Source organism: Pseudothioglobus sp. nBUS_23 (genome assembly GCF_051201565.1).
GTDB lineage: Bacteria > Pseudomonadota > Gammaproteobacteria > PS1 > Pseudothioglobaceae > Pseudothioglobus.
The window spans coordinates 861,381-877,825 of record NZ_CP179200.1; the positions used below are offsets into that span (position 1 = coordinate 861,381).

The 16,445-nt window shown below is 35.0% G+C and carries 24 protein-coding genes; 9 read left to right on the forward strand and 15 right to left on the reverse strand.

The features are described 5' to 3' along the window. Positions 1 to 52 precede the first annotated feature (52 nt). Complete coding sequence (locus tag ACMAZA_RS04255) at positions 53 to 3,163, forward strand: hypothetical protein (RefSeq protein ID WP_435190349.1); 3,111 nt, start codon at positions 53 to 55, stop codon at positions 3,161 to 3,163. A gap of 59 nt (positions 3,164 to 3,222) precedes the next feature. Here the strand turns inward: ACMAZA_RS04255 and ACMAZA_RS04260 are convergent, their stop codons facing one another. The 7 genes from ACMAZA_RS04260 to ACMAZA_RS04290 all read right to left on the reverse strand — a co-directional run bounded on the left by ACMAZA_RS04260 (position 3,223) and on the right by ACMAZA_RS04290 (position 5,636). Further along, a complete protein-coding gene (locus ACMAZA_RS04260) occupies positions 3,223 to 3,741 on the reverse strand; it encodes a hypothetical protein (RefSeq protein ID WP_435190351.1) in 519 nt (172 codons plus the stop codon). An 8-nt stretch (positions 3,742 to 3,749) separates the two neighbouring features. After that, on the reverse strand, positions 3,750 to 3,935 hold the full coding sequence (locus ACMAZA_RS04265) for a hypothetical protein (protein ID WP_435190353.1): 186 nt from the start codon (positions 3,933 to 3,935) through the stop codon (positions 3,750 to 3,752). Positions 3,936 to 4,187: 252 nt separating this feature from the next. Continuing rightward, entirely contained in the window at positions 4,188 to 4,694 is a 507-nt protein-coding gene (locus ACMAZA_RS04270) for a hypothetical protein (RefSeq protein WP_435190355.1), read from the reverse strand. Beyond that, complete coding sequence (locus tag ACMAZA_RS04275) at positions 4,694 to 4,978, reverse strand: hypothetical protein (RefSeq protein ID WP_435190357.1); 285 nt, start codon at positions 4,976 to 4,978, stop codon at positions 4,694 to 4,696. The genes ACMAZA_RS04270 and ACMAZA_RS04275 overlap by 1 nt, the downstream gene beginning before the upstream one ends. Continuing rightward, on the reverse strand, positions 4,978 to 5,172 hold the full coding sequence (locus ACMAZA_RS04280) for a hypothetical protein (RefSeq protein WP_435190358.1): 195 nt from the start codon (positions 5,170 to 5,172) through the stop codon (positions 4,978 to 4,980). Before ACMAZA_RS04280 ends, ACMAZA_RS04275 begins: the two co-directional genes overlap by 1 nt. Next, entirely contained in the window at positions 5,173 to 5,340 is a 168-nt protein-coding gene (locus tag ACMAZA_RS04285; RefSeq protein WP_435190359.1) for a hypothetical protein, read from the reverse strand. 38 nt (positions 5,341 to 5,378) lie between these two features. Then, positions 5,379 to 5,636 carry a hypothetical protein gene (locus ACMAZA_RS04290; RefSeq protein ID WP_435190361.1) on the reverse strand — a complete coding sequence of 86 codons (258 nt, stop codon included), beginning with the start codon at positions 5,634 to 5,636 and terminating at the stop codon, positions 5,379 to 5,381. A 294-nt stretch (positions 5,637 to 5,930) separates the two neighbouring features. Between ACMAZA_RS04290 and ACMAZA_RS04295 the strand changes: the two genes are divergently transcribed. The 5 genes from ACMAZA_RS04295 to ACMAZA_RS04315 all read left to right on the forward strand — a co-directional run bounded on the left by ACMAZA_RS04295 (position 5,931) and on the right by ACMAZA_RS04315 (position 8,774). Continuing rightward, positions 5,931 to 6,425, forward strand: a complete 495-nt coding sequence (locus ACMAZA_RS04295) for a hypothetical protein (protein ID WP_435190362.1) — start codon at positions 5,931 to 5,933, stop codon at positions 6,423 to 6,425. 147 nt (positions 6,426 to 6,572) lie between these two features. Further along, the gene (locus tag ACMAZA_RS04300) at positions 6,573 to 7,445 is read left to right on the forward strand and encodes a hypothetical protein (RefSeq protein WP_435190364.1); all 873 of its coding nucleotides are present in this window, start codon (positions 6,573 to 6,575) and stop codon (positions 7,443 to 7,445) included. 141 nt (positions 7,446 to 7,586) lie between these two features. Continuing rightward, positions 7,587 to 7,865 (forward strand): hypothetical protein, encoded by a 279-nt coding sequence (locus ACMAZA_RS04305; protein ID WP_435190366.1) that lies wholly within the window; start codon positions 7,587 to 7,589, stop codon positions 7,863 to 7,865. Between the two features lie 34 nt (positions 7,866 to 7,899). After that, the gene (locus tag ACMAZA_RS04310) at positions 7,900 to 8,190 is read left to right on the forward strand and encodes a hypothetical protein (RefSeq protein WP_435190368.1); all 291 of its coding nucleotides are present in this window, start codon (positions 7,900 to 7,902) and stop codon (positions 8,188 to 8,190) included. After that, the gene (locus ACMAZA_RS04315; RefSeq protein WP_435190370.1) at positions 8,190 to 8,774 is read left to right on the forward strand and encodes a hypothetical protein; all 585 of its coding nucleotides are present in this window, start codon (positions 8,190 to 8,192) and stop codon (positions 8,772 to 8,774) included. Before ACMAZA_RS04310 ends, ACMAZA_RS04315 begins: the two co-directional genes overlap by 1 nt. A 13-nt stretch (positions 8,775 to 8,787) precedes the next feature. Here ACMAZA_RS04315 and ACMAZA_RS04320 read toward each other — a convergent pair whose 3' ends face one another. The 6 genes from ACMAZA_RS04320 to ACMAZA_RS04345 are packed head-to-tail and all read right to left on the reverse strand — an operon-like array spanning position 8,788 to position 11,493. Continuing rightward, on the reverse strand, positions 8,788 to 9,192 hold the full coding sequence (locus ACMAZA_RS04320) for a hypothetical protein (RefSeq protein ID WP_435190372.1): 405 nt from the start codon (positions 9,190 to 9,192) through the stop codon (positions 8,788 to 8,790). Positions 9,193 to 9,200: 8 nt separating this feature from the next. Continuing rightward, the gene (locus tag ACMAZA_RS04325; protein WP_435190374.1) at positions 9,201 to 9,584 is read right to left on the reverse strand and encodes a surface-adhesin E family protein; all 384 of its coding nucleotides are present in this window, start codon (positions 9,582 to 9,584) and stop codon (positions 9,201 to 9,203) included. Continuing rightward, on the reverse strand, positions 9,581 to 9,865 hold the full coding sequence (locus ACMAZA_RS04330) for a hypothetical protein (RefSeq protein ID WP_435190376.1): 285 nt from the start codon (positions 9,863 to 9,865) through the stop codon (positions 9,581 to 9,583). The genes ACMAZA_RS04325 and ACMAZA_RS04330 overlap by 4 nt, the downstream gene beginning before the upstream one ends. A 38-nt stretch (positions 9,866 to 9,903) precedes the next feature. Further along, positions 9,904 to 10,416, reverse strand: a complete 513-nt coding sequence (locus ACMAZA_RS04335) for a hypothetical protein (protein ID WP_435190377.1) — start codon at positions 10,414 to 10,416, stop codon at positions 9,904 to 9,906. Then, complete coding sequence (locus tag ACMAZA_RS04340) at positions 10,413 to 10,784, reverse strand: hypothetical protein (protein WP_435190379.1); 372 nt, start codon at positions 10,782 to 10,784, stop codon at positions 10,413 to 10,415. Before ACMAZA_RS04340 ends, ACMAZA_RS04335 begins: the two co-directional genes overlap by 4 nt. Before the next feature lie 28 nt (positions 10,785 to 10,812). After that, complete coding sequence (locus ACMAZA_RS04345) at positions 10,813 to 11,493, reverse strand: hypothetical protein (protein ID WP_435190380.1); 681 nt, start codon at positions 11,491 to 11,493, stop codon at positions 10,813 to 10,815. Positions 11,494 to 11,803: 310 nt separating this feature from the next. Here ACMAZA_RS04345 and ACMAZA_RS04350 point away from each other — a divergent pair, with 310 nt between their 5' ends. Further along, positions 11,804 to 12,037 carry a hypothetical protein gene (locus ACMAZA_RS04350; protein ID WP_435190382.1) on the forward strand — a complete coding sequence of 78 codons (234 nt, stop codon included), beginning with the start codon at positions 11,804 to 11,806 and terminating at the stop codon, positions 12,035 to 12,037. Next, positions 12,034 to 12,858, forward strand: a complete 825-nt coding sequence (locus ACMAZA_RS04355; protein ID WP_435190383.1) for a hypothetical protein — start codon at positions 12,034 to 12,036, stop codon at positions 12,856 to 12,858. Before ACMAZA_RS04350 ends, ACMAZA_RS04355 begins: the two co-directional genes overlap by 4 nt. A gap of 25 nt (positions 12,859 to 12,883) precedes the next feature. Here ACMAZA_RS04355 and ACMAZA_RS04360 read toward each other — a convergent pair whose 3' ends face one another. After that, complete coding sequence (locus ACMAZA_RS04360) at positions 12,884 to 13,741, reverse strand: phytanoyl-CoA dioxygenase family protein (RefSeq protein WP_435190385.1); 858 nt, start codon at positions 13,739 to 13,741, stop codon at positions 12,884 to 12,886. Between the two features lie 26 nt (positions 13,742 to 13,767). After that, positions 13,768 to 14,397: a class I SAM-dependent DNA methyltransferase gene (locus ACMAZA_RS04365; protein ID WP_435190386.1), complete on the reverse strand. Its 630-nt coding sequence runs from the start codon at positions 14,395 to 14,397 to the stop codon at positions 13,768 to 13,770. Positions 14,398 to 14,614: 217 nt separating this feature from the next. Here ACMAZA_RS04365 and ACMAZA_RS04370 point away from each other — a divergent pair, with 217 nt between their 5' ends. Further along, positions 14,615 to 16,408, forward strand: a complete 1,794-nt coding sequence (locus tag ACMAZA_RS04370) for an ABCB family ABC transporter ATP-binding protein/permease (RefSeq protein ID WP_435190388.1) — start codon at positions 14,615 to 14,617, stop codon at positions 16,406 to 16,408. Positions 16,409 to 16,445: the final 37 nt, after the last annotated feature.

The following is a 16,445-nucleotide window of genomic DNA, read 5'->3' on the forward strand; positions in this document are numbered from 1 at the left end:
AATTGTAGAGCATTTTGGATCTAAATCAATATAAATTAAGTACAATTCTGCTATGAAGAAATCATTTATTTTATTTTTCTTTTTAAGTTTTTTTAACTCTGCTCATGCTCAGAGCTGTATTCAATTTGCTGAGGACCTTGGATTTAACACGTGGAATAATCAAGGAATCTGTCTTGGTGTTAGCAGGGAGGTTAACCATAAGTGTTATTCCTATGAGGCAAATAAGAGAAAACTTGATTGCAGTATTCCATCCTCTGATGGATGGTCTTGTAAAAAGGGATATGTAAAAAAAGGACAAAAGTGTGAAGCCGATACATATGTTCCTAAAAATGCTTTCAAGACAGCATCTGGTTGGAGTTGTAATTTCAACTATATAAAAAATAGTTCAGGAAATGCTTGCAAATCACTCCCTTCAAATTCATATAAAACTTCTGAAAGTTCATTCCGTTGTAATTATGGTTATGAAAAAAATATATCTGGATCAGGATGCATATTAAAGAAAACAAAGCAGCAAAAGACCAAGCCTGATAACTCATACTTTACCAACCTTACTGCTAAAGGATGGAAATGCAGAGGAGGATATGTTCAAGATAACAATAATTGTGTGCTTGAGGCTGATTTCATTCCTGATCATGCAATTTCTTTTGGAAATTCTTGGGTCTGCGGTTCAAATTACACACTTAACGAAACAGGAAATGGCTGTCAAAAAGTACCTTTAAATGGTTATTCCTCTAGATATAGTAATTCTTGGGACTGCAAGGCAAATTATCAAAAAAGTGGTGATAGATGTATTCTGAAAACACCAAAGTTAAAAGCGCCTAACAATGCTACTGTTTTTGGCAATACTTGGCGTTGTGATTTTAACTACCGTTTAACTATTGCTAAAAATGGTTGTGAAAAAGTTCCATCAAATGCATATTCAACAGCTGGATCGAATGGATGGGGTTGTATATCTGGTTATGAAAAATATGGAAGAATTTGTAAAGAAAGAGTTGTTAAGAGGTCTTCTGAAAAAGAGTCGGTAAATGAAAATGAGTCTGTCAATGTATTTATAGAAATTGCTGCAGCCATTATGCTAGTTTATTTTCTTTTGAAAATTTTTACCAAGAAAGCTCCACCATCATCATCAAAGCCTAAGGCGCCTAAGACAGAAAAACCTAAGACTGCAACGACAGAAAAACCTAGGAGCTTTGTTGTAAAAGAACCTAAACTAAAAAAAGAAAATAAGACAGAAAAACCTAAGACTGCAACGACTGAAAAACCTAGGAGCTTTGTTGTAAAAGAACCTAAACTAAAAAAAGAAAATAAGACAGAAAAACCTAAGACTGCAACGACTGAAAAACCTAGGAGCTTTGTTGTAAAAGAACCTAAACTAAAAAAAGAAAATAAGACAGAAAAACCTAAGACTGCAACGACTGAAAAACCTAGGAGCTTTGTTGTAAAAGAACCTAAACTAAAAAAAGAAAATAAGACTGCCAAAACTAAATCACGAGCGCCACAAAAGTTCTATGCTAAAAACAGCCTATCTCTAGGAGATATAGAAACTCAAAAGAAAAAAATTAATTGGAAGAATACGCTTGATGGCATATCAAAAATTAATAACAGTAGTGTAGGTTATCTAATCCCCACAAAAACAGGACTCACAAAGGGAATTTTTGATGCAACAAAAGAATTGAGAGAATTTTTATTTGAAAATAATATTCATGATTATGAGAATTATCCTTTTGGAGAAAAGAAGCGAATTCCAGTTCAATTAGTTACAGAGAAAGGTATTTTCTCAACTTCTATAACTTTATATAGGCCAAACAATAAAAAGCCGTTTCCTAGGTTGTCGATTTCGGGCATTAATAAGTTCGTTGAGCCAAAAGACTTACTAGTATTTAAAGTTATTGATAATGTCTTATATATCATTAATAATGCACATGATGGCACCTATGACTATGCCCATTTACACCTTAAATATGTATTAAATTTCAATAAATTGCTGTCAGAAGACAAGCTCAGCTTTGAACAAAATAAACTTTACTCGAGAAAAGATATTGGATTAATTTGTCTTCCTAAAACTGGAAGGCCCAAAGGTGGTATGTGGGATACTGGCTATGTTAGGGTTAAAAATAATCTCATTATATTTATGAATATTGGCGTTCCGGGACGCACTGAACACGATTTCAACAATAGCGTCAACGAGAGAAGTAAAACAATTATGTGGTATGGAAAACCAAACTCGCATTCTTTTCAGCCAACAATCGGTAAATTAATTTCTGGCGAATTAACCCCTTACTTTTTTGCAAGATGGGACAGTAGTAATGTCAATTTCAAATTTCTCGGTATCGGAAAAATTGAATACTGGAGAGATGGAACTCCTACAGTAACAGGAAGTGGTGATAAGGCTGAAACAATTGAAATTAAATTAACTTATCAATCAGTTGATGATAAGAAATTAATTACTGAACCTAAGTCTCTTAATTTAATTTGGTCAGATAAACAGCCAAAAGTAGAGCCTAAGGTTAATTCAAAAGTAGAGCCTAAGGTTAAGCCAAAAGTAGAACCTAAGGTAGAAACTAAAAATCAATCTACTAAGAAGGCGCAAAAAAATAAAGAAAGTGACTCAGAAAAATTTACTATACTAAACTTTGATCAATTCTCAGATAAATATTCAAAACTAGTATCCAGTGGTGTTGAGTCCATAGATGCCCCAACTATCTTAGGATTAATGACCTCAGATTTATATGAGGGATTAGTTAAAGAAAAACTTAAGAATAATATTAATCAAAATCTTTTATCGAAAGAGTTAATAGGTCTAGAGAAAAAGGCAATTAAGAGCTATTCTGAGAATATTGACTTTAAGCTTCAGAAAAAAATAATTCAGAGTAAAGAGAATCCTTTATTTGTCGCGTCGATATATTCTTCTGATGAAGAGCTTAATAATCTTTCTAGTGTAATTTGTAATGAGGAAGCATACTTACTGGCCCAAATAGGCATGCAGCCATCTGATGAAATATATGCTATTTTGCAGCATCAATTAATGGTGTCAGGCAAAGATAAAATCAAGTACTTATCATACTGGAAAGGGCAAGTCTGTATTGCGGCTGATATTGATAGAAATGATAAGTTTATAGAGACCCTTATTCAATCAGAAAAGGATTTTCTTAAAAAACTTTAAAGGATTTTGGAAAAATTAATAAACTATTTACTTTATAGTTTTTCCATTAGTTAAATATATTACATGATTACTGGACAAGAATTATCTAGTGTTAAATATGATTTGTCTAAGCCCTTTGTTTTAAATGAGTCAGTCGTAATATCTAAAATATCAATTAGTTTTTTCGGCCCAGTAACTGTTAATTCAACTCTGGATGATTCCTTTAGTTTTTCAACAAAGGCTTCAGATTTAATGATTGCACCAAAGTAGCCAACTTCTAGAAGAAACATTTCACCAGCAAACATTAAAGTGAACTGAAGCTCTTCATCCAGCTCCTCGCTATCAATTTTTATCTTGAAATAGACGTCCTCACCCTCAAACTTCTTCATCTCGCCATCGGAGATTCCAGAGGACCAGCTCACAAGCAAGATGTCAGAGTCACAGAACCTCAAATTTTTCATAAAACCAAACTGATGACCCCAAACAATCTCCCCATGAGTAATGAGTCTGGTGTCGTCAATTAGATTCCAATTTTCTTCTGCGATAGAGTTAGAGCTAAGACCAACAAAAAGCAGTATAAGAGTGAGTATTTTTTTCATATTAGATCTTATTCTGTTGATTCAATTTTTGTATTTTCTGGCAGAGGCATACCACCTTCTGCCCAGTAATCATCACCATCAGAGAGTGCAAAAGCGATTATTACTACGATGACTCCAAAGAACATAACGACTGCGTAAATAATTGAATCTGCTATAGAGACTAACCACACAAAAGCTGTCGTAATGATTCCCATAATTTAAAGTGACTTGCAGTATTCCATCATTTTTTCTGCTCCAATTTCTGAAGTGCCTCTAAACATACAATTAAGATACGAAAAATCAATAAACCAATCGGCAATTAGAAAAAGAAATATAGGTATAGAAAATATAAAGAGGAACAAGACTGCTAACCTTCGTCTTTCAGTGCGTATGAGGCTAATTCCATAAAAGAGACTAAACGCCCAGAGTAGTAAAAAAATGATGAGTAACATGCGATTAACTCCTTTTTATATCAATAAAAGTTCTGCAATAACTTGAAGTGCAATAAGTATTAAGATGCCTATAAAGGCATACATTTCCAATGATTTAGTAGAGTGAGCATAGTTCAGTGAGACCATATAGATAACGTATAAGATAGCACCAATTCCGCCAAAAAATCCAATCAAGGGCATTGAGTCAAAATAGCTCATGACAACCAGGATAAGAATAACTGGAATGTTTGCTGCGATAGAGATGATGATGTCGTAATTCAGGAAAGTTAAATATGAGTGCCTGATGTTGACTCTGCCAAACCAATACATTAAGAATGCTGCATTAATAAAAGTAAAGACAAAGGAAAATATAAGATCAAAAGCTAGAGGCTCATTGCCTTCCAATAGAATGCTACTTGGGATAACTAACAGCATGTTGATAATGAAGATTGGAACTATGGGGTATTTTCTATAATGCTCAATCTCTTGAGATTGAACGCCCATTAAATCAATTAAATCATTTATTAGTGAGGTTATTTTCATTAGTCTATCCAGAAACAAATGTGAGAAAATTTTTCTTCAAGAGCTGTATCCCAAATTTTGGAGCAGAAATCATGGTACTCATATTGTGTGAAATCAGCATCAAGATGCCCCTCAGAAACTAGCAGTTCAAGTTGCATATAGTACTTGTCGTTATAGATCATCTTAACGCCAGCGTAGAATGCCAATGAGACTAAGATTATCGTAATTGGGATGACTAGATAAATAGCCTTGCGCTGCTTCTTGATGGACTCCTTTGTTTGTTCCTCTGTCCAGTTATTATTCATTAGTCGACTATGCCAAATTCTTTCATATAACAGCTCTCAACTCCGGTATTGGAGGTTTCACAATGGAGGACTTTTCCATTCTCATCTTGCAAGATACCAGCCATAGTAAAGGTCCAAAGCAATACAAAAAAGCCAATAAAAGTAAAGACGGCAGCAAGGATAGTGTCAGCAATGGAGACGAGCCAAGAGAGCATTTACCAGACTCCCTCTGAAAGGCAGCCCCAAAAAATAGTGCCCTCCATTTTTGAACACAACATTGCTAGGTCATACTGTGAGTAATCACTACTCAAAACACCTTGTGTAATTAATGCCTCAATTTCTTGATTTCCAATGTAATCAGTAATTGTGATAATAACTGCCAAAATAATAATTATTATTAAAAATATTTTTAGCAATACTTTCATATAGTATTTGATAGATAAAAGTAAGTGCTAGGTGTAAAGAACACTATCAGTATTAGTGGAGTAATAAGTTTGAGATTGTTCTTTTTAAACAAACGAATAACGATTAACAGAATAGAAATGATAATGGCAATGAACATGATAGTTTCAACCATACAGCCAACAACAGGTGAGCATAGATGAGGGCCTGCCAAAGAGCTCATGAGCATCAAAAGACCTATCGCCGAGCTAATGCCCCAGGTGACCCAGTACTTCATCTTTATCTTGTTTTCGATTTTTTATCCCTAATTAATAAAACCAATGCGAGCTATTAAGCCATATGTGAATAGTATGTGAGTGTTTCTTTGGTTAGTATATACCCATTATTTGACTATGGTTCAAACCACACCATAAATTCATTAAATCTACACAAAAGTCAAAAACTCAAGGCCTAGAATGGAACTTATTTGTTCTCCTAATGCTAAGGTGAGATTAGTTAAATAGCGTTCCTTCTCACATCAAAGGTGACTCTCCTTTTTTCCTTTGATTGTTCGCTATCTATTTGGCACTTAATGAAACAACTCCTACTGTTATCTTTATTATTCTTATCCTTTGGCTTATCAGCCGACACTAGCAAATCTAAAACAATTAATAACTTAACTGTTACTGTCCATGGAGGTAAGGCTCTCGCCCATGATAGAGACTTTGTTGAGGTCTATAAGGGTGATAAACACGTCTTTAGTTTTGATTGTAATGAGATGTATCTCTGTAATATCTACACTACAATTAAAGACGATCCAGTTTATAAAATCATGGATGGCATGGTCTATGAGTCAGCATCAGAGGACCTACTTCAGCTGACACTTGATAACGTCCAAGAGGTTGTCGGTGATAACCCAAATTTCTATGACGGCACCATCAGTTTCTTTGTCAGTTATGCGGGTGCCACTGGCGCCTATGGAAATAACACGATGTATACGATTAACACTGAGCGAGGCAGCGTCTCGATGTCAAGGAGAGAATACTATCATTATATTTATGGGATGGCTAAGCCAGCACATGATTAAAACAATCTTAAAATACCATTTAATTCAATGTTTATGCTTAATGGCTTTTACTCACTATTCTTTAGCATCTGAGACTAATGAGACCCAAACTCAACCTGAAATAGATTGGGAGCTCATAGTTCCTCAAGAAATTTTGCAGGGAACTAGATGTACAATTTCAGAGGAGGAAAGATTATTTATAGAATCCTTTTTCTCCTAACTATTCATTTATTTCAGCCTTCTTTTGCCGATTCAGACTGGGAGCCCTCTATGTATGAGGAGGACTACAACACCCAGTATATTGAAATGGGGCTTCCTGAGTTCTATAGATTAATGAATAGCAGGACGCCAATCTATATCGAGTTTACAGACGTCATTGAGGGGAGATACAGGGTTAATGTTGAGTGGTTCCCTGATTACGGCTTGGCTCCTCTTCTAACAGGGCCAGCAAATATCAATTTTAAGGCAATTGATAGTGATATTAGCTTTACTGTCAGAAATGAGCTATTTCACGTCCCTAACGCCTATTTTCATACCAAGTATCCGCTGAGTATCGAATACATCGAGAGCAAAGAGCCTATCAAGATGCCTTTTTGGTATCTCCCTAAAAAACCATTTGAATTTAGGGACGTGAACTTTGATGGAGTAAACGAACTCGTCATTAGAGAGGAAATGGGAGGACAGAGATTCTATGACTCATTTTCTGTTTATTTAATCCAGGAAGGTGATGACTATTTTAATATAGTCGATATGTCAAAGATTAAGCCATACAAATACTTTGATGAGACCACAGAGTTTAATTGGGAGAATCAAACCGTATACATGTACTACTCGGGAGGTGCCTGCTCTTCCTCATATGAGCTCTATGAGAGGGTGTTTCATGAGAACACATTGGAAAACTATGAGTTCAAACTTATTAAGAGTGAAGACTATGACTACCAAGACAAGAAGGGGAATAACATTGGCTGCCACAAATATGTCTATGACGTTATCGATGGTAAGAAGGTCTTTAATGAGGTTGAGTCAGGCCCAGTAAAATAAGGATCATCATGATATATATTTTGTAGTAGAATTCGATAATAATAATTTAGGAGGTAAGTATGAAAAAGATTTCAATAATTTCCCTGTTTTTATTTTCCATTTTGTTTTCACTAAACTCTTTTGCTTCATGTGTTTACAAATATGACTGGCAAACTGGAAATAATTATCGGGTTTGTACAAATTCTAATAGTACCACCTTATACGGTAATAATTATAATACTGGATCAAGTTGGAACCAAACTAGCTATTCTAATGGAAGCTACAATGGTAGGGATAGCAACGGCAATTATTATAATGGCAACAATAATACTGGCTATTATTTTAACTCAGGCACTGGAAAAACTTGTTACGGGCAAGGAATTTATAGAAGATGCTATTGAGAAGATTCTTAAGAAACACTCAGTAAATTTAATCTTTTAATGCCCGCTTACGTTTCAGAAAAGTCAAAGTAAATTTGTCCTGGACTGAAGAACAAACAAAGGAATCTGTAAGAAGGCAAAAGAAAGCCCTTTTAATAGCAATACCAATTATTCCCATAGTATTGTTTGCTCTAATGGCAGTATTCGCCTACGTTGTCCACCATTGGTTTATGGAGCCACCTGAATATCATGTGCAAATAGAGCAATTAATTGAAAGAGGTTATCTGAGTAAAGATTTCACTGTTACTGAATATTTAGACTTCTGTGAAAATATAGAGCAATCCTTGTATGACACTTATGATTATGTTTGCAGGTGGATAGATTAATGAAAAAACTCCTACTAATCTTTTTACTTTCAATGTCTCAAATAACATCTGCTGATGAGCTATCTGATTTTGAAGTATTAGGTATGAGTATTGGTGATAGTTTGATGGACTTTATGCCTGAAGTTGATATTCTTTATGGGATTGAAAAATATAAAGGTTCAAATAGATATTCTCATCTCAGAGAGCCAGATAAATTTTTTGAAATCACAGTCCCTAAACAAGAAAATGATTTATATGATGGAGCTGAAGTTTTTATTAAAAATACTAAAACAAAGGAATATAAAATTTACGGTATTAGAGGCTACAGATATTACATAGAAGATTTTGACGCTTGCATTAAAAAGAGAAATCAAATTTCAGAAATCTTAATCAATTTTTTCCCAGATTCAAAAACTGGCTCATTAATAACTGAAGATAAAACTGGAATTACGGACAATTTCTCTATTGGTAATTCGGAAAGAATTATTGATGTTAACTGTATAAACCTTGAAGAAACTTATAGACTTAAGAATAATTTTTTAGAAGGCCTTTCATTTGTTATTCGTAACAAAGAGTTTAGTAATTGGGCACTTGATTTCAAGTGAAATGTTTTAGCTACTAAATGTTTTTAATAATCTTGGCTTCTTTAAGCTGTTTTTTCTTATCTCTTAACTTATTATCCCGGATAGTGTCTTTATAGTGCCAAATGTAGTATCTTTTCAGAGAATGAATTAACTTTGACATGTCAAAGAAATATGGCTCGGCTTCACCCTTGTTAAACTCGAGCTCATTATCTCTTTGACTCTTTCTCAAATATGATATTGTTTGAAGATAGTAGACTGGAAAGAAAAATACAACAAGGTTTACAATAAGAAGAGACAGAAAAAACCAGATATGACTGAACCAACTTTCATGATGGTCACCAATACCTCCTATTCCTAGGACATAGCCAATAACAAGTAATACAGAAGGGATAAATACCGATAGAAAGAGTATAAATGAGAATATTGCTAGTTTATTCATAAAAAGGATTATAACTCAGCCTGACAAGCTAGGGTTAGGCTATAGTCGCCAACTGAACCCTTTACAGGTTCTATCCAGCCTTCATTCAGTATTGTAAGGTCCATCGTTTCTGGTTCTCCTTGAGCCATCTCTTGGGTGTACCCATTAAACGTTATATTTTTATAACGATATAAGTCACAGTCTGCCTTGTGATACGTTGCGATGCTTAAAAGCCTATCAGTTGGCTTCGCATAGTTAACCATTTCCCAGTAGTAAACATACCCATCGGTTTTTTCCATTTCATCAAAGTCAACATAATGGACGTTCTCGTTGGCGTCCATAACAAAGCCAACCCAGTCACCAAAGGAGTTTAAGGAGAGCAGTAAAAAGAATATAAGAATAAATTTATTCATTTTGTGCCATCAATACCAAATAGCTTAATCCATTCAATCTCGGCTAGTTTGTTTAAATGACTTTGATGTCTGGCTTTGTGAGATTTCCACATTAATTCGATAGGATAAGCAAATAATAGTAAAAAAATGATTACAAGGATATTCTCATTGAATAATTTTGCAGCAAAGAATGCTTGCTCAGGTGTAACTCTTTTAAAAATGATCCACGCCAGATAATAAAAAGCACAAACTAATAATAAGCCTATAAATGCGCCCAGTAAATAAGTTAATTTATCTTTCATAAGTCGATTATAAGTCGCCTTGAACTAAAGTTCAAATCTCATATAGAAAAAATTGTCATGTCAACTATTAACTGAATAAGTCCAATAATTAATACACCTCCAAGGGCATATTTTTTTGTTACCCCTGATGCTATAGCAAGATTAACTATTGCTAAATAAAGGGCATAAATTAATGCTGTGAATGGGATTATCAAGAAAGCCCAAGATTGAGAGTTTAAGTTTAATAATAATAATCCCAATAGATTTAGTGGAATAACAATGCTGATTGAAAGTATTAAAATAAAGTCTAATACTATTGAAAATGAGTATTTTTTATCTTTGCGACCTAACCAGTAGACTAAAAAATACGCCTCAAGAATGGTGACTAAAAAAACATTAGCAACATTTGACAGAATGTTAATCGAGCTATTCGTTTTTTCAACCTCATATAAAAAGTTAAATGGAATATAAAGCACGAGCATAATGACAAACATCAATGCGGTTGGATATTTACTGTAATGCTCTATATCCTTAGGCTGAAGTTTCAGAAAATCAATTAAATCATTTATCATAATTTTTTATTATATAAGTACCAAGACATAGCAAAAATACCAAGATTCTGAGCAATGTACTTTAATAATTCTATGAGGCTTTCGTCCAAGATAGGAGTAGTTGTTATTGTCAGAACTATAGCCAATAATGAAACCAAAACTGCAGTAATAACTACTCTTTTTTCATAATTAGGTGCAATATAAAAAGCTAGATAGATTGTTGCTGCACCTGATGCCCCTGAAGCTGCTAATTCTGAAAAGAAGTATGCAAGCCCCCCATAAGGTTTAATGGAGTATGCCAACATAAAGACAAAGTAAACTGTCCACCCTCCTAATAGTGAGGATGGAATTAAAACTATCCATCGAATTATTGGATGAATCTTTTCCATATAGATTTCCTATTTTGTTTGAGATAATTTAAGATTTTAGCTCTCTTTTAAAAGATTTATAAAATTCAACTAAATTATCTATTGATTTTTCATTTGGACTGACAACAATATTTTCAAGGTGTTTACTAAAGTTATGCAATGTTTCTAAATCAACTTGTATTCCATTTATGTTAGATATAAAAATTACTGGGCTTAGTGTGGAAGATTCATTAATTAAGAAGGCTTCAAAAAAATCATAGTCATATTTTTCGATAGTCCGAAATCTTTGGGACAAGTGTTGATGAATGCTAAAGAAAAAATATCCTTTATCAATTAGAGTATCTTTGTCTGTCTTCGAATCTACTTTGATTGATCGCCTGCTAATTTCATTCATTACAAAATCAGCGATACTTTTCACCCCCTCATCTCTGGTTTTTGGCATTTCAAGTGAGAAGTTAATGATGATTTGTTTCATTGAGTCAGGTATAGAGTTACCTTTAAGCTCTTCATTAATAGCCTCTTCTTGCAATTTGTTTTTAGCAATATTTATGTTTTTTTGTTTTCTATCTTCAAGAGACATTCCAGCCCATAAAAAGAAAATTGCAATTGGAACAAGGATAGCAATAACAATCAATGATGTCTGAAGAGGAAGATTGCCCTTATAAAGAGTTCCACCTGCTGCAAAAACAAGAACTCCTGCTATAAATTGTCCAATTTTTTGATAATTCATGTATGAATTATAGTTCAAATAGAAGTTCAAGTTCTCTCTGATCTAAGATGGAGAGTATTTAAATGTATCCTTAATAAATAACAAACTATTTGTGAGTAGAATTATGAGTAGAAATTTATTAGTTATTGATAAAATACTGTTATATAGAGTGTTTTATAAAGTTTGTTGAATCCCATTCCCTCCACCACACATAGTTCATCAAGATTGGACTTAAATTCAGATTGGAATATAATTCGCTTATGAGATTTCTAACATTAGCACTAGCAGGGTTTCTTTTAGCGACACTTTTCCAATTATGGTGGATGGGTGTATGATTAAAAACTTTCTATTCTATGGCAGCTTCTTCTTTATCGGCTTGTTCTTTATCGATACTATTCTAGAGTTGGCATCTCATCCTTATGATTTTCTAATTGCAATTGGAATGTTTCTAGGATTTGTATATCTTTATCGTGACAACAAGGAATCACTTTTTCTCACATTTAAAGACACTCATCAAAGTAATCTTGATGATATTGAACAGCAAGAAAAAGAAGAGACTAATTGAAAAAACTACTCTTTCTTCTATTCCTCTTTTTTTCATTAAATGTATTTGCTGAAGATGATTCAGCTGAATATATGGACAATGGCTTGCCTATTCAGTTCAAATATATGAGTGGTAACACGCCTATATATATTGAGTTTACAGACGTTATTCAGGGCCGCTATTTAGTTGATGTAGAGTGGTTTCCTGACTGGGGCTTAGCGCCACTATTAACAGGTCCAGCGAATATCAACTTTAGAGTTAAAGACACTAATATCAAATTCACTATCAAATCAGAGTTATTCCATATAGCTCAGAGAATCTTTAGCTTGCCGAACTATCGATTAAATGCTGAGAACATAACCAAAAAAGAAGTCTTGAAAATGAAGTACTGGCATTTTGCAAATCCACCTTTCGCCTTTGGTGATATGAACTTTGATGGCATCAAAGAATTGGTTATATCTGAAAAGCGAGGAGGGCAGCGATCTTATGACGCTTACAAGGTCTATCTGCTTCAAGAAATAGAGGATACAGAGTACTTTAATGTCGTTAACTTAACAAACATTAAGCCCTATAGTGATATAGACCAAACAACCCAGTTTGATTGGGATAAAAATACAATTAGAGTTATGTCTTTAGGGGGAGATTGTGGCTCTATGGAAGAGCTATATGAGAGAATCTATAGTGACTTCCCTATGCAAGACTATAAGTTTAAATTGACTGAAAAGATTCAATACTTATCTTGGGATGAAAACGGTAACGATATACCTTGCACTATGAATGTATATAACGTTGTAGATGGCAGAGAAATTCTAGATGAGGTTAGGTCAGGACCTGTAAATTAAATAAAACTGTAAGGCCAGATATAGTTTAAGTGATGTCAATAGCTGGATATAGTTCTGTTCCTGGGCGGTCTCCAGGCTTAAGGCCTTGTTTAGTCATAACCTCGCTATGATCTGGATCCATTCCGCACTCTCGAAACTTAATGAAAACATCATCACCAATCCACTTAGAGGTAAAAACTCTTAATTCTCTATCTTCGTCCAACTTTCCAGAACCGCCATGCATAATTCTACTGTTAAATGCAATGCAGTCTCCAGGGTTCATATCCCAACTAACTACTCCATACTTTTCTGGATCCGCTGCAATATCTGGGAACTCGACATCAGTAATGCCATCAAAATTTGTTTCATCCACATCTTTTATTTTGTCTGGGTTTAGACTGCCAAAATTGAACTGGTAGAAGGTTGAGTCAAATCTATGAGAGCCAGGAACAAAAGCTAACGCATTTTCTCGCTTTACTGGTACAAGCGGCATCCAAATCGTGCAAGTGTTGTAACCCTCAACGGACCAGTAGGGCTCGTCTTGGTGCCAAGGGGTTGCAAATTGGGAGCCTGGTGAGCGAACAAACACGGCATCAAAGTAAAAATTAATTTGGTTAGAATTCATTAGTTTTCCAGCGATAGCTGCTGCTGGAGAATTAAAAATAAAATTTTGGTATTCAGATATGTTTTGCCAGGCTTGCGCGTCATAAAACATGGTTCGACCATTTTCATCTCGATCCCAGATTCTAGAGCGATTGGAAGGCAAATCAATATTCTTATCGAGCCCCTGACTCAATGTGCTAATCCATTCTGAGTCGAACATTTCTTTTAATAAAATGACGCCGTCATGGTCAAATTGTTCAATTTCATTTTGACTGATCGGTCTTAACATTTTTTCATTCATAATTAAAACTCTCCATATTAAATCAGTTATCTTTTTCTAAATACTGTGATGATGACTTGATCGCTCCCATGATCTATATCTGGATTGTTCCCATAAGCATCTACTTTATGGAAAATTGGCTCAGAAATACTCTTTTTAATCTCTAAAAGTTTCTTATCAAAACCAGCTTTATTAAATAACTTAGAGTGAACCGTAAAAACAAACAGACCACCAGGACGGGTTACCCTTATGAGCTCATCTAATACATTAGGCCCAACGTGCCCATATGTAAAAGTTCCTGCACTAACAATGGCACCGTAGTGGTTGTCATTTATTGATAGCCCTTTGGATAAGTCTGCCTCGATTATCTTTGAATAACAATTTTTTGTAGTAGCAATTTTGAGCATTTCTGGAGAAATATCAATAGCATCTATTTCTTTTGAATCTAGATTTAAACATTCTCCAATGAGTCCTGTTCCTGCGCCAACATCTAGGATAGGTGTGTTTTCATCATTAGAATATTTTTCAAAATATTTCGCAATTTCTATTGGAGATCGGTAGTCATTTTGCTGGGCAAAATCATCATCATAGGTTGAAGCCCAAGTCTTATATAAATTTATAGAATCCTCAGGGGTCTTCAGTGAATACGCGTCTTTTAAACTCTTTTTCTTAGTCATACTGAGATTGTATATTAACTTGAACTAAAGTCCAAATTAGCTTTATCTTTAAGAGAGGTTCTTGATGAGTGTATGACAAGCAGCAAGAGTCTCCTTTTGGCATCTCAATATCAAACTATAGTAATTCAGTATTACAAATATAGTTTCATAAGTTAGTAGGGGTTACTTTATACTTTTCAACTTTCAATAAAGCTTCATTAATCCTCAGTAAAACTTAATGAAATCAAAGAGCAATCAAACTATAGCTTACGACTTTAAAACCAGAGACATAAAGGTCTTAAAGAAGCTTTTGCCATACCTTATAAAAATGCGAGCACGCGTTATTTGGGCGGTTAGTTTTTTAATGCTAGCAAAATTAGCGAATGTGGCTGTTCCTCTTGCGCTAAAAGAGATTGTGGATAGCCTTGATCAGACCAATTTAGTCCTGATATTGCCGCTTGGCATGCTGCTTGCTTATGGCCTTTTAAGGCTTGCCAGTTCTCTGTTTAATGAACTCCGTGATGCGATCTTTGCTAAAGTGCGTTACCACGCCATGAATTTGATTGCTCTGGGCGTCTTTAAGCATTTACATACTTTGGATCTATCCTTTCATTTAGATCGTCGTATCGGGGGTATTACTCGTGACATTGACAGGGGGACACAGAGCGTATCAACCTTGCTGTCTATTTTTGTTTTTAATATTCTGCCTTCATTGTTTGAGATTTGTCTCGTTATTGGCATTTTATGGCTGAACTATAATCTTCTTTTTGCAGGCGTCTCTCTGTTGACTGTGCTCTTTTATGTTGCACTCACATTTGCCATTACTACTTGGCGTATGAAGTATCGCTACCAGATGAATGATATGCAGTCTGAGGCCAATACCAATGCAGTGGACAGCCTGATAAATTACGAGACGGTCAAATACTTTAATCAAGAAAAATTTGAAGTCGATCGTTATGGCGAAACGATGCAGCGCTGGGAGAACCTTGCCACTAAAAGCTTTACTTCAATGACGGCTCTTAATTTTGTTCAAGGCGCGGTCATTGCTATTGGAGTAACTATTATCTTAATTATGGCGGCGCAAGGTGTCGTAAATAAGGTTCTAAGCCTGGGTGATCTCATCATGATTCAGGCGCTCCTCCTTCAGCTCTTTATTCCGCTGGGCGGTTTAGGCATTATTTATCGCCAGATCAAACATAACTTCATCGATATGAACAACATGTTTGACCTGCTAGAGCGATCTTCTAAGGTCACGGATATTGAGAATGCCAAAGATCTTATTGTTACTCAAGGTGAGGTTAAATTTAATAACGTCACTTTCGCCTACCCTGGAAAGAATGAGGTTTTAAAAAACATCAGCTTTGATCTTAAGCCTGGACAAAAAATAGCGATTGTTGGCGCCTCAGGTGCTGGCAAATCAACTCTCGCTAAACTATTATTTCGGTTTTATGATCTTTCAAGTGGTGAAATAAGCATTGACCAGCAAGACATCAAGTTATTTACACAAGACTCAGTTAGAGGCGCTATGGGTGTGGTTCCTCAGGACCCAGTTATGTTTAATGAAACCATATACTACAACATAGCTTATGGACGCGCTGGCGCTACTGAAGCAGAAGTGAAGAGGGCAGCCAAGCTTAGTTTTATAGACAGTTTTATAGACTCTTTACCTCAAGGTTACGAAACGCTAGTCGGTGAGAGAGGATTAAAGCTCTCAGGCGGAGAAAAACAGCGACTAGCGATTGCGAGAGTTCTATTAAAAAACCCGCAGATTCTGATTTTTGATGAGGCCACATCAGCACTTGATTCTTATTCTGAGAAAATGGTTCAAAAGGCACTAATGAGTTTGGCTCATAAGCACTCAACTCTAGTGATTGCTCATCGCCTTTCCACCATTGTTGATGCTGATCAAATTATTGTGCTTGATAATGGAGTCATTGCAGAGCAAGGTAAACACCAGGAGCTACTTAAACTCAACGGTCAATATGCAAGACTTTGGGAAATACAGGCTAACAAGAAGACGCCTGAAAAGTAATTATGATTAAAAGCGCCCTAGCAATCTAAGGCGCATG

What these genes read in the sequence shown, in the direction of transcription:
- ACMAZA_RS04255 (WP_435190349.1), top strand. Translation starts at nt 53, where the DNA reads ATGAAGAAATCATTTATTTTATTTTTCTTTTTAAGTTTTTTTAACTCT.
- ACMAZA_RS04260 (WP_435190351.1), bottom strand. Translation starts at nt 3,741, where the DNA reads ATGAAAAAAATACTCACTCTTATACTGCTTTTTGTTGGTCTTAGCTCT.
- ACMAZA_RS04265 (WP_435190353.1), bottom strand. Translation starts at nt 3,935, where the DNA reads ATGGGAATCATTACGACAGCTTTTGTGTGGTTAGTCTCTATAGCAGAT.
- ACMAZA_RS04270 (WP_435190355.1), bottom strand. Translation starts at nt 4,694, where the DNA reads ATGAAAATAACCTCACTAATAAATGATTTAATTGATTTAATGGGCGTT.
- ACMAZA_RS04275 (WP_435190357.1), bottom strand. Translation starts at nt 4,978, where the DNA reads ATGAATAATAACTGGACAGAGGAACAAACAAAGGAGTCCATCAAGAAG.
- ACMAZA_RS04280 (WP_435190358.1), bottom strand. Translation starts at nt 5,172, where the DNA reads ATGCTCTCTTGGCTCGTCTCCATTGCTGACACTATCCTTGCTGCCGTC.
- ACMAZA_RS04290 (WP_435190361.1), bottom strand. Translation starts at nt 5,636, where the DNA reads ATGAAGTACTGGGTCACCTGGGGCATTAGCTCGGCGATAGGTCTTTTG.
- ACMAZA_RS04295 (WP_435190362.1), top strand. Translation starts at nt 5,931, where the DNA reads ATGAAACAACTCCTACTGTTATCTTTATTATTCTTATCCTTTGGCTTA.
- ACMAZA_RS04300 (WP_435190364.1), top strand. Translation starts at nt 6,573, where the DNA reads ATGTACAATTTCAGAGGAGGAAAGATTATTTATAGAATCCTTTTTCTC.
- ACMAZA_RS04305 (WP_435190366.1), top strand. Translation starts at nt 7,587, where the DNA reads ATGACTGGCAAACTGGAAATAATTATCGGGTTTGTACAAATTCTAATA.
- ACMAZA_RS04315 (WP_435190370.1), top strand. Translation starts at nt 8,190, where the DNA reads ATGAAAAAACTCCTACTAATCTTTTTACTTTCAATGTCTCAAATAACA.
- ACMAZA_RS04320 (WP_435190372.1), bottom strand. Translation starts at nt 9,192, where the DNA reads ATGAATAAACTAGCAATATTCTCATTTATACTCTTTCTATCGGTATTT.
- ACMAZA_RS04325 (WP_435190374.1), bottom strand. Translation starts at nt 9,584, where the DNA reads ATGAATAAATTTATTCTTATATTCTTTTTACTGCTCTCCTTAAACTCC.
- ACMAZA_RS04330 (WP_435190376.1), bottom strand. Translation starts at nt 9,865, where the DNA reads ATGAAAGATAAATTAACTTATTTACTGGGCGCATTTATAGGCTTATTA.
- ACMAZA_RS04335 (WP_435190377.1), bottom strand. Translation starts at nt 10,416, where the DNA reads ATGATAAATGATTTAATTGATTTTCTGAAACTTCAGCCTAAGGATATA.
- ACMAZA_RS04340 (WP_435190379.1), bottom strand. Translation starts at nt 10,784, where the DNA reads ATGGAAAAGATTCATCCAATAATTCGATGGATAGTTTTAATTCCATCC.
- ACMAZA_RS04345 (WP_435190380.1), bottom strand. Translation starts at nt 11,493, where the DNA reads ATGAATTATCAAAAAATTGGACAATTTATAGCAGGAGTTCTTGTTTTT.
- ACMAZA_RS04350 (WP_435190382.1), top strand. Translation starts at nt 11,804, where the DNA reads ATGATTAAAAACTTTCTATTCTATGGCAGCTTCTTCTTTATCGGCTTG.
- ACMAZA_RS04360 (WP_435190385.1), bottom strand. Translation starts at nt 13,741, where the DNA reads ATGAATGAAAAAATGTTAAGACCGATCAGTCAAAATGAAATTGAACAA.
- ACMAZA_RS04365 (WP_435190386.1), bottom strand. Translation starts at nt 14,397, where the DNA reads ATGACTAAGAAAAAGAGTTTAAAAGACGCGTATTCACTGAAGACCCCT.
- ACMAZA_RS04370 (WP_435190388.1), top strand. Translation starts at nt 14,615, where the DNA reads ATGAAATCAAAGAGCAATCAAACTATAGCTTACGACTTTAAAACCAGA.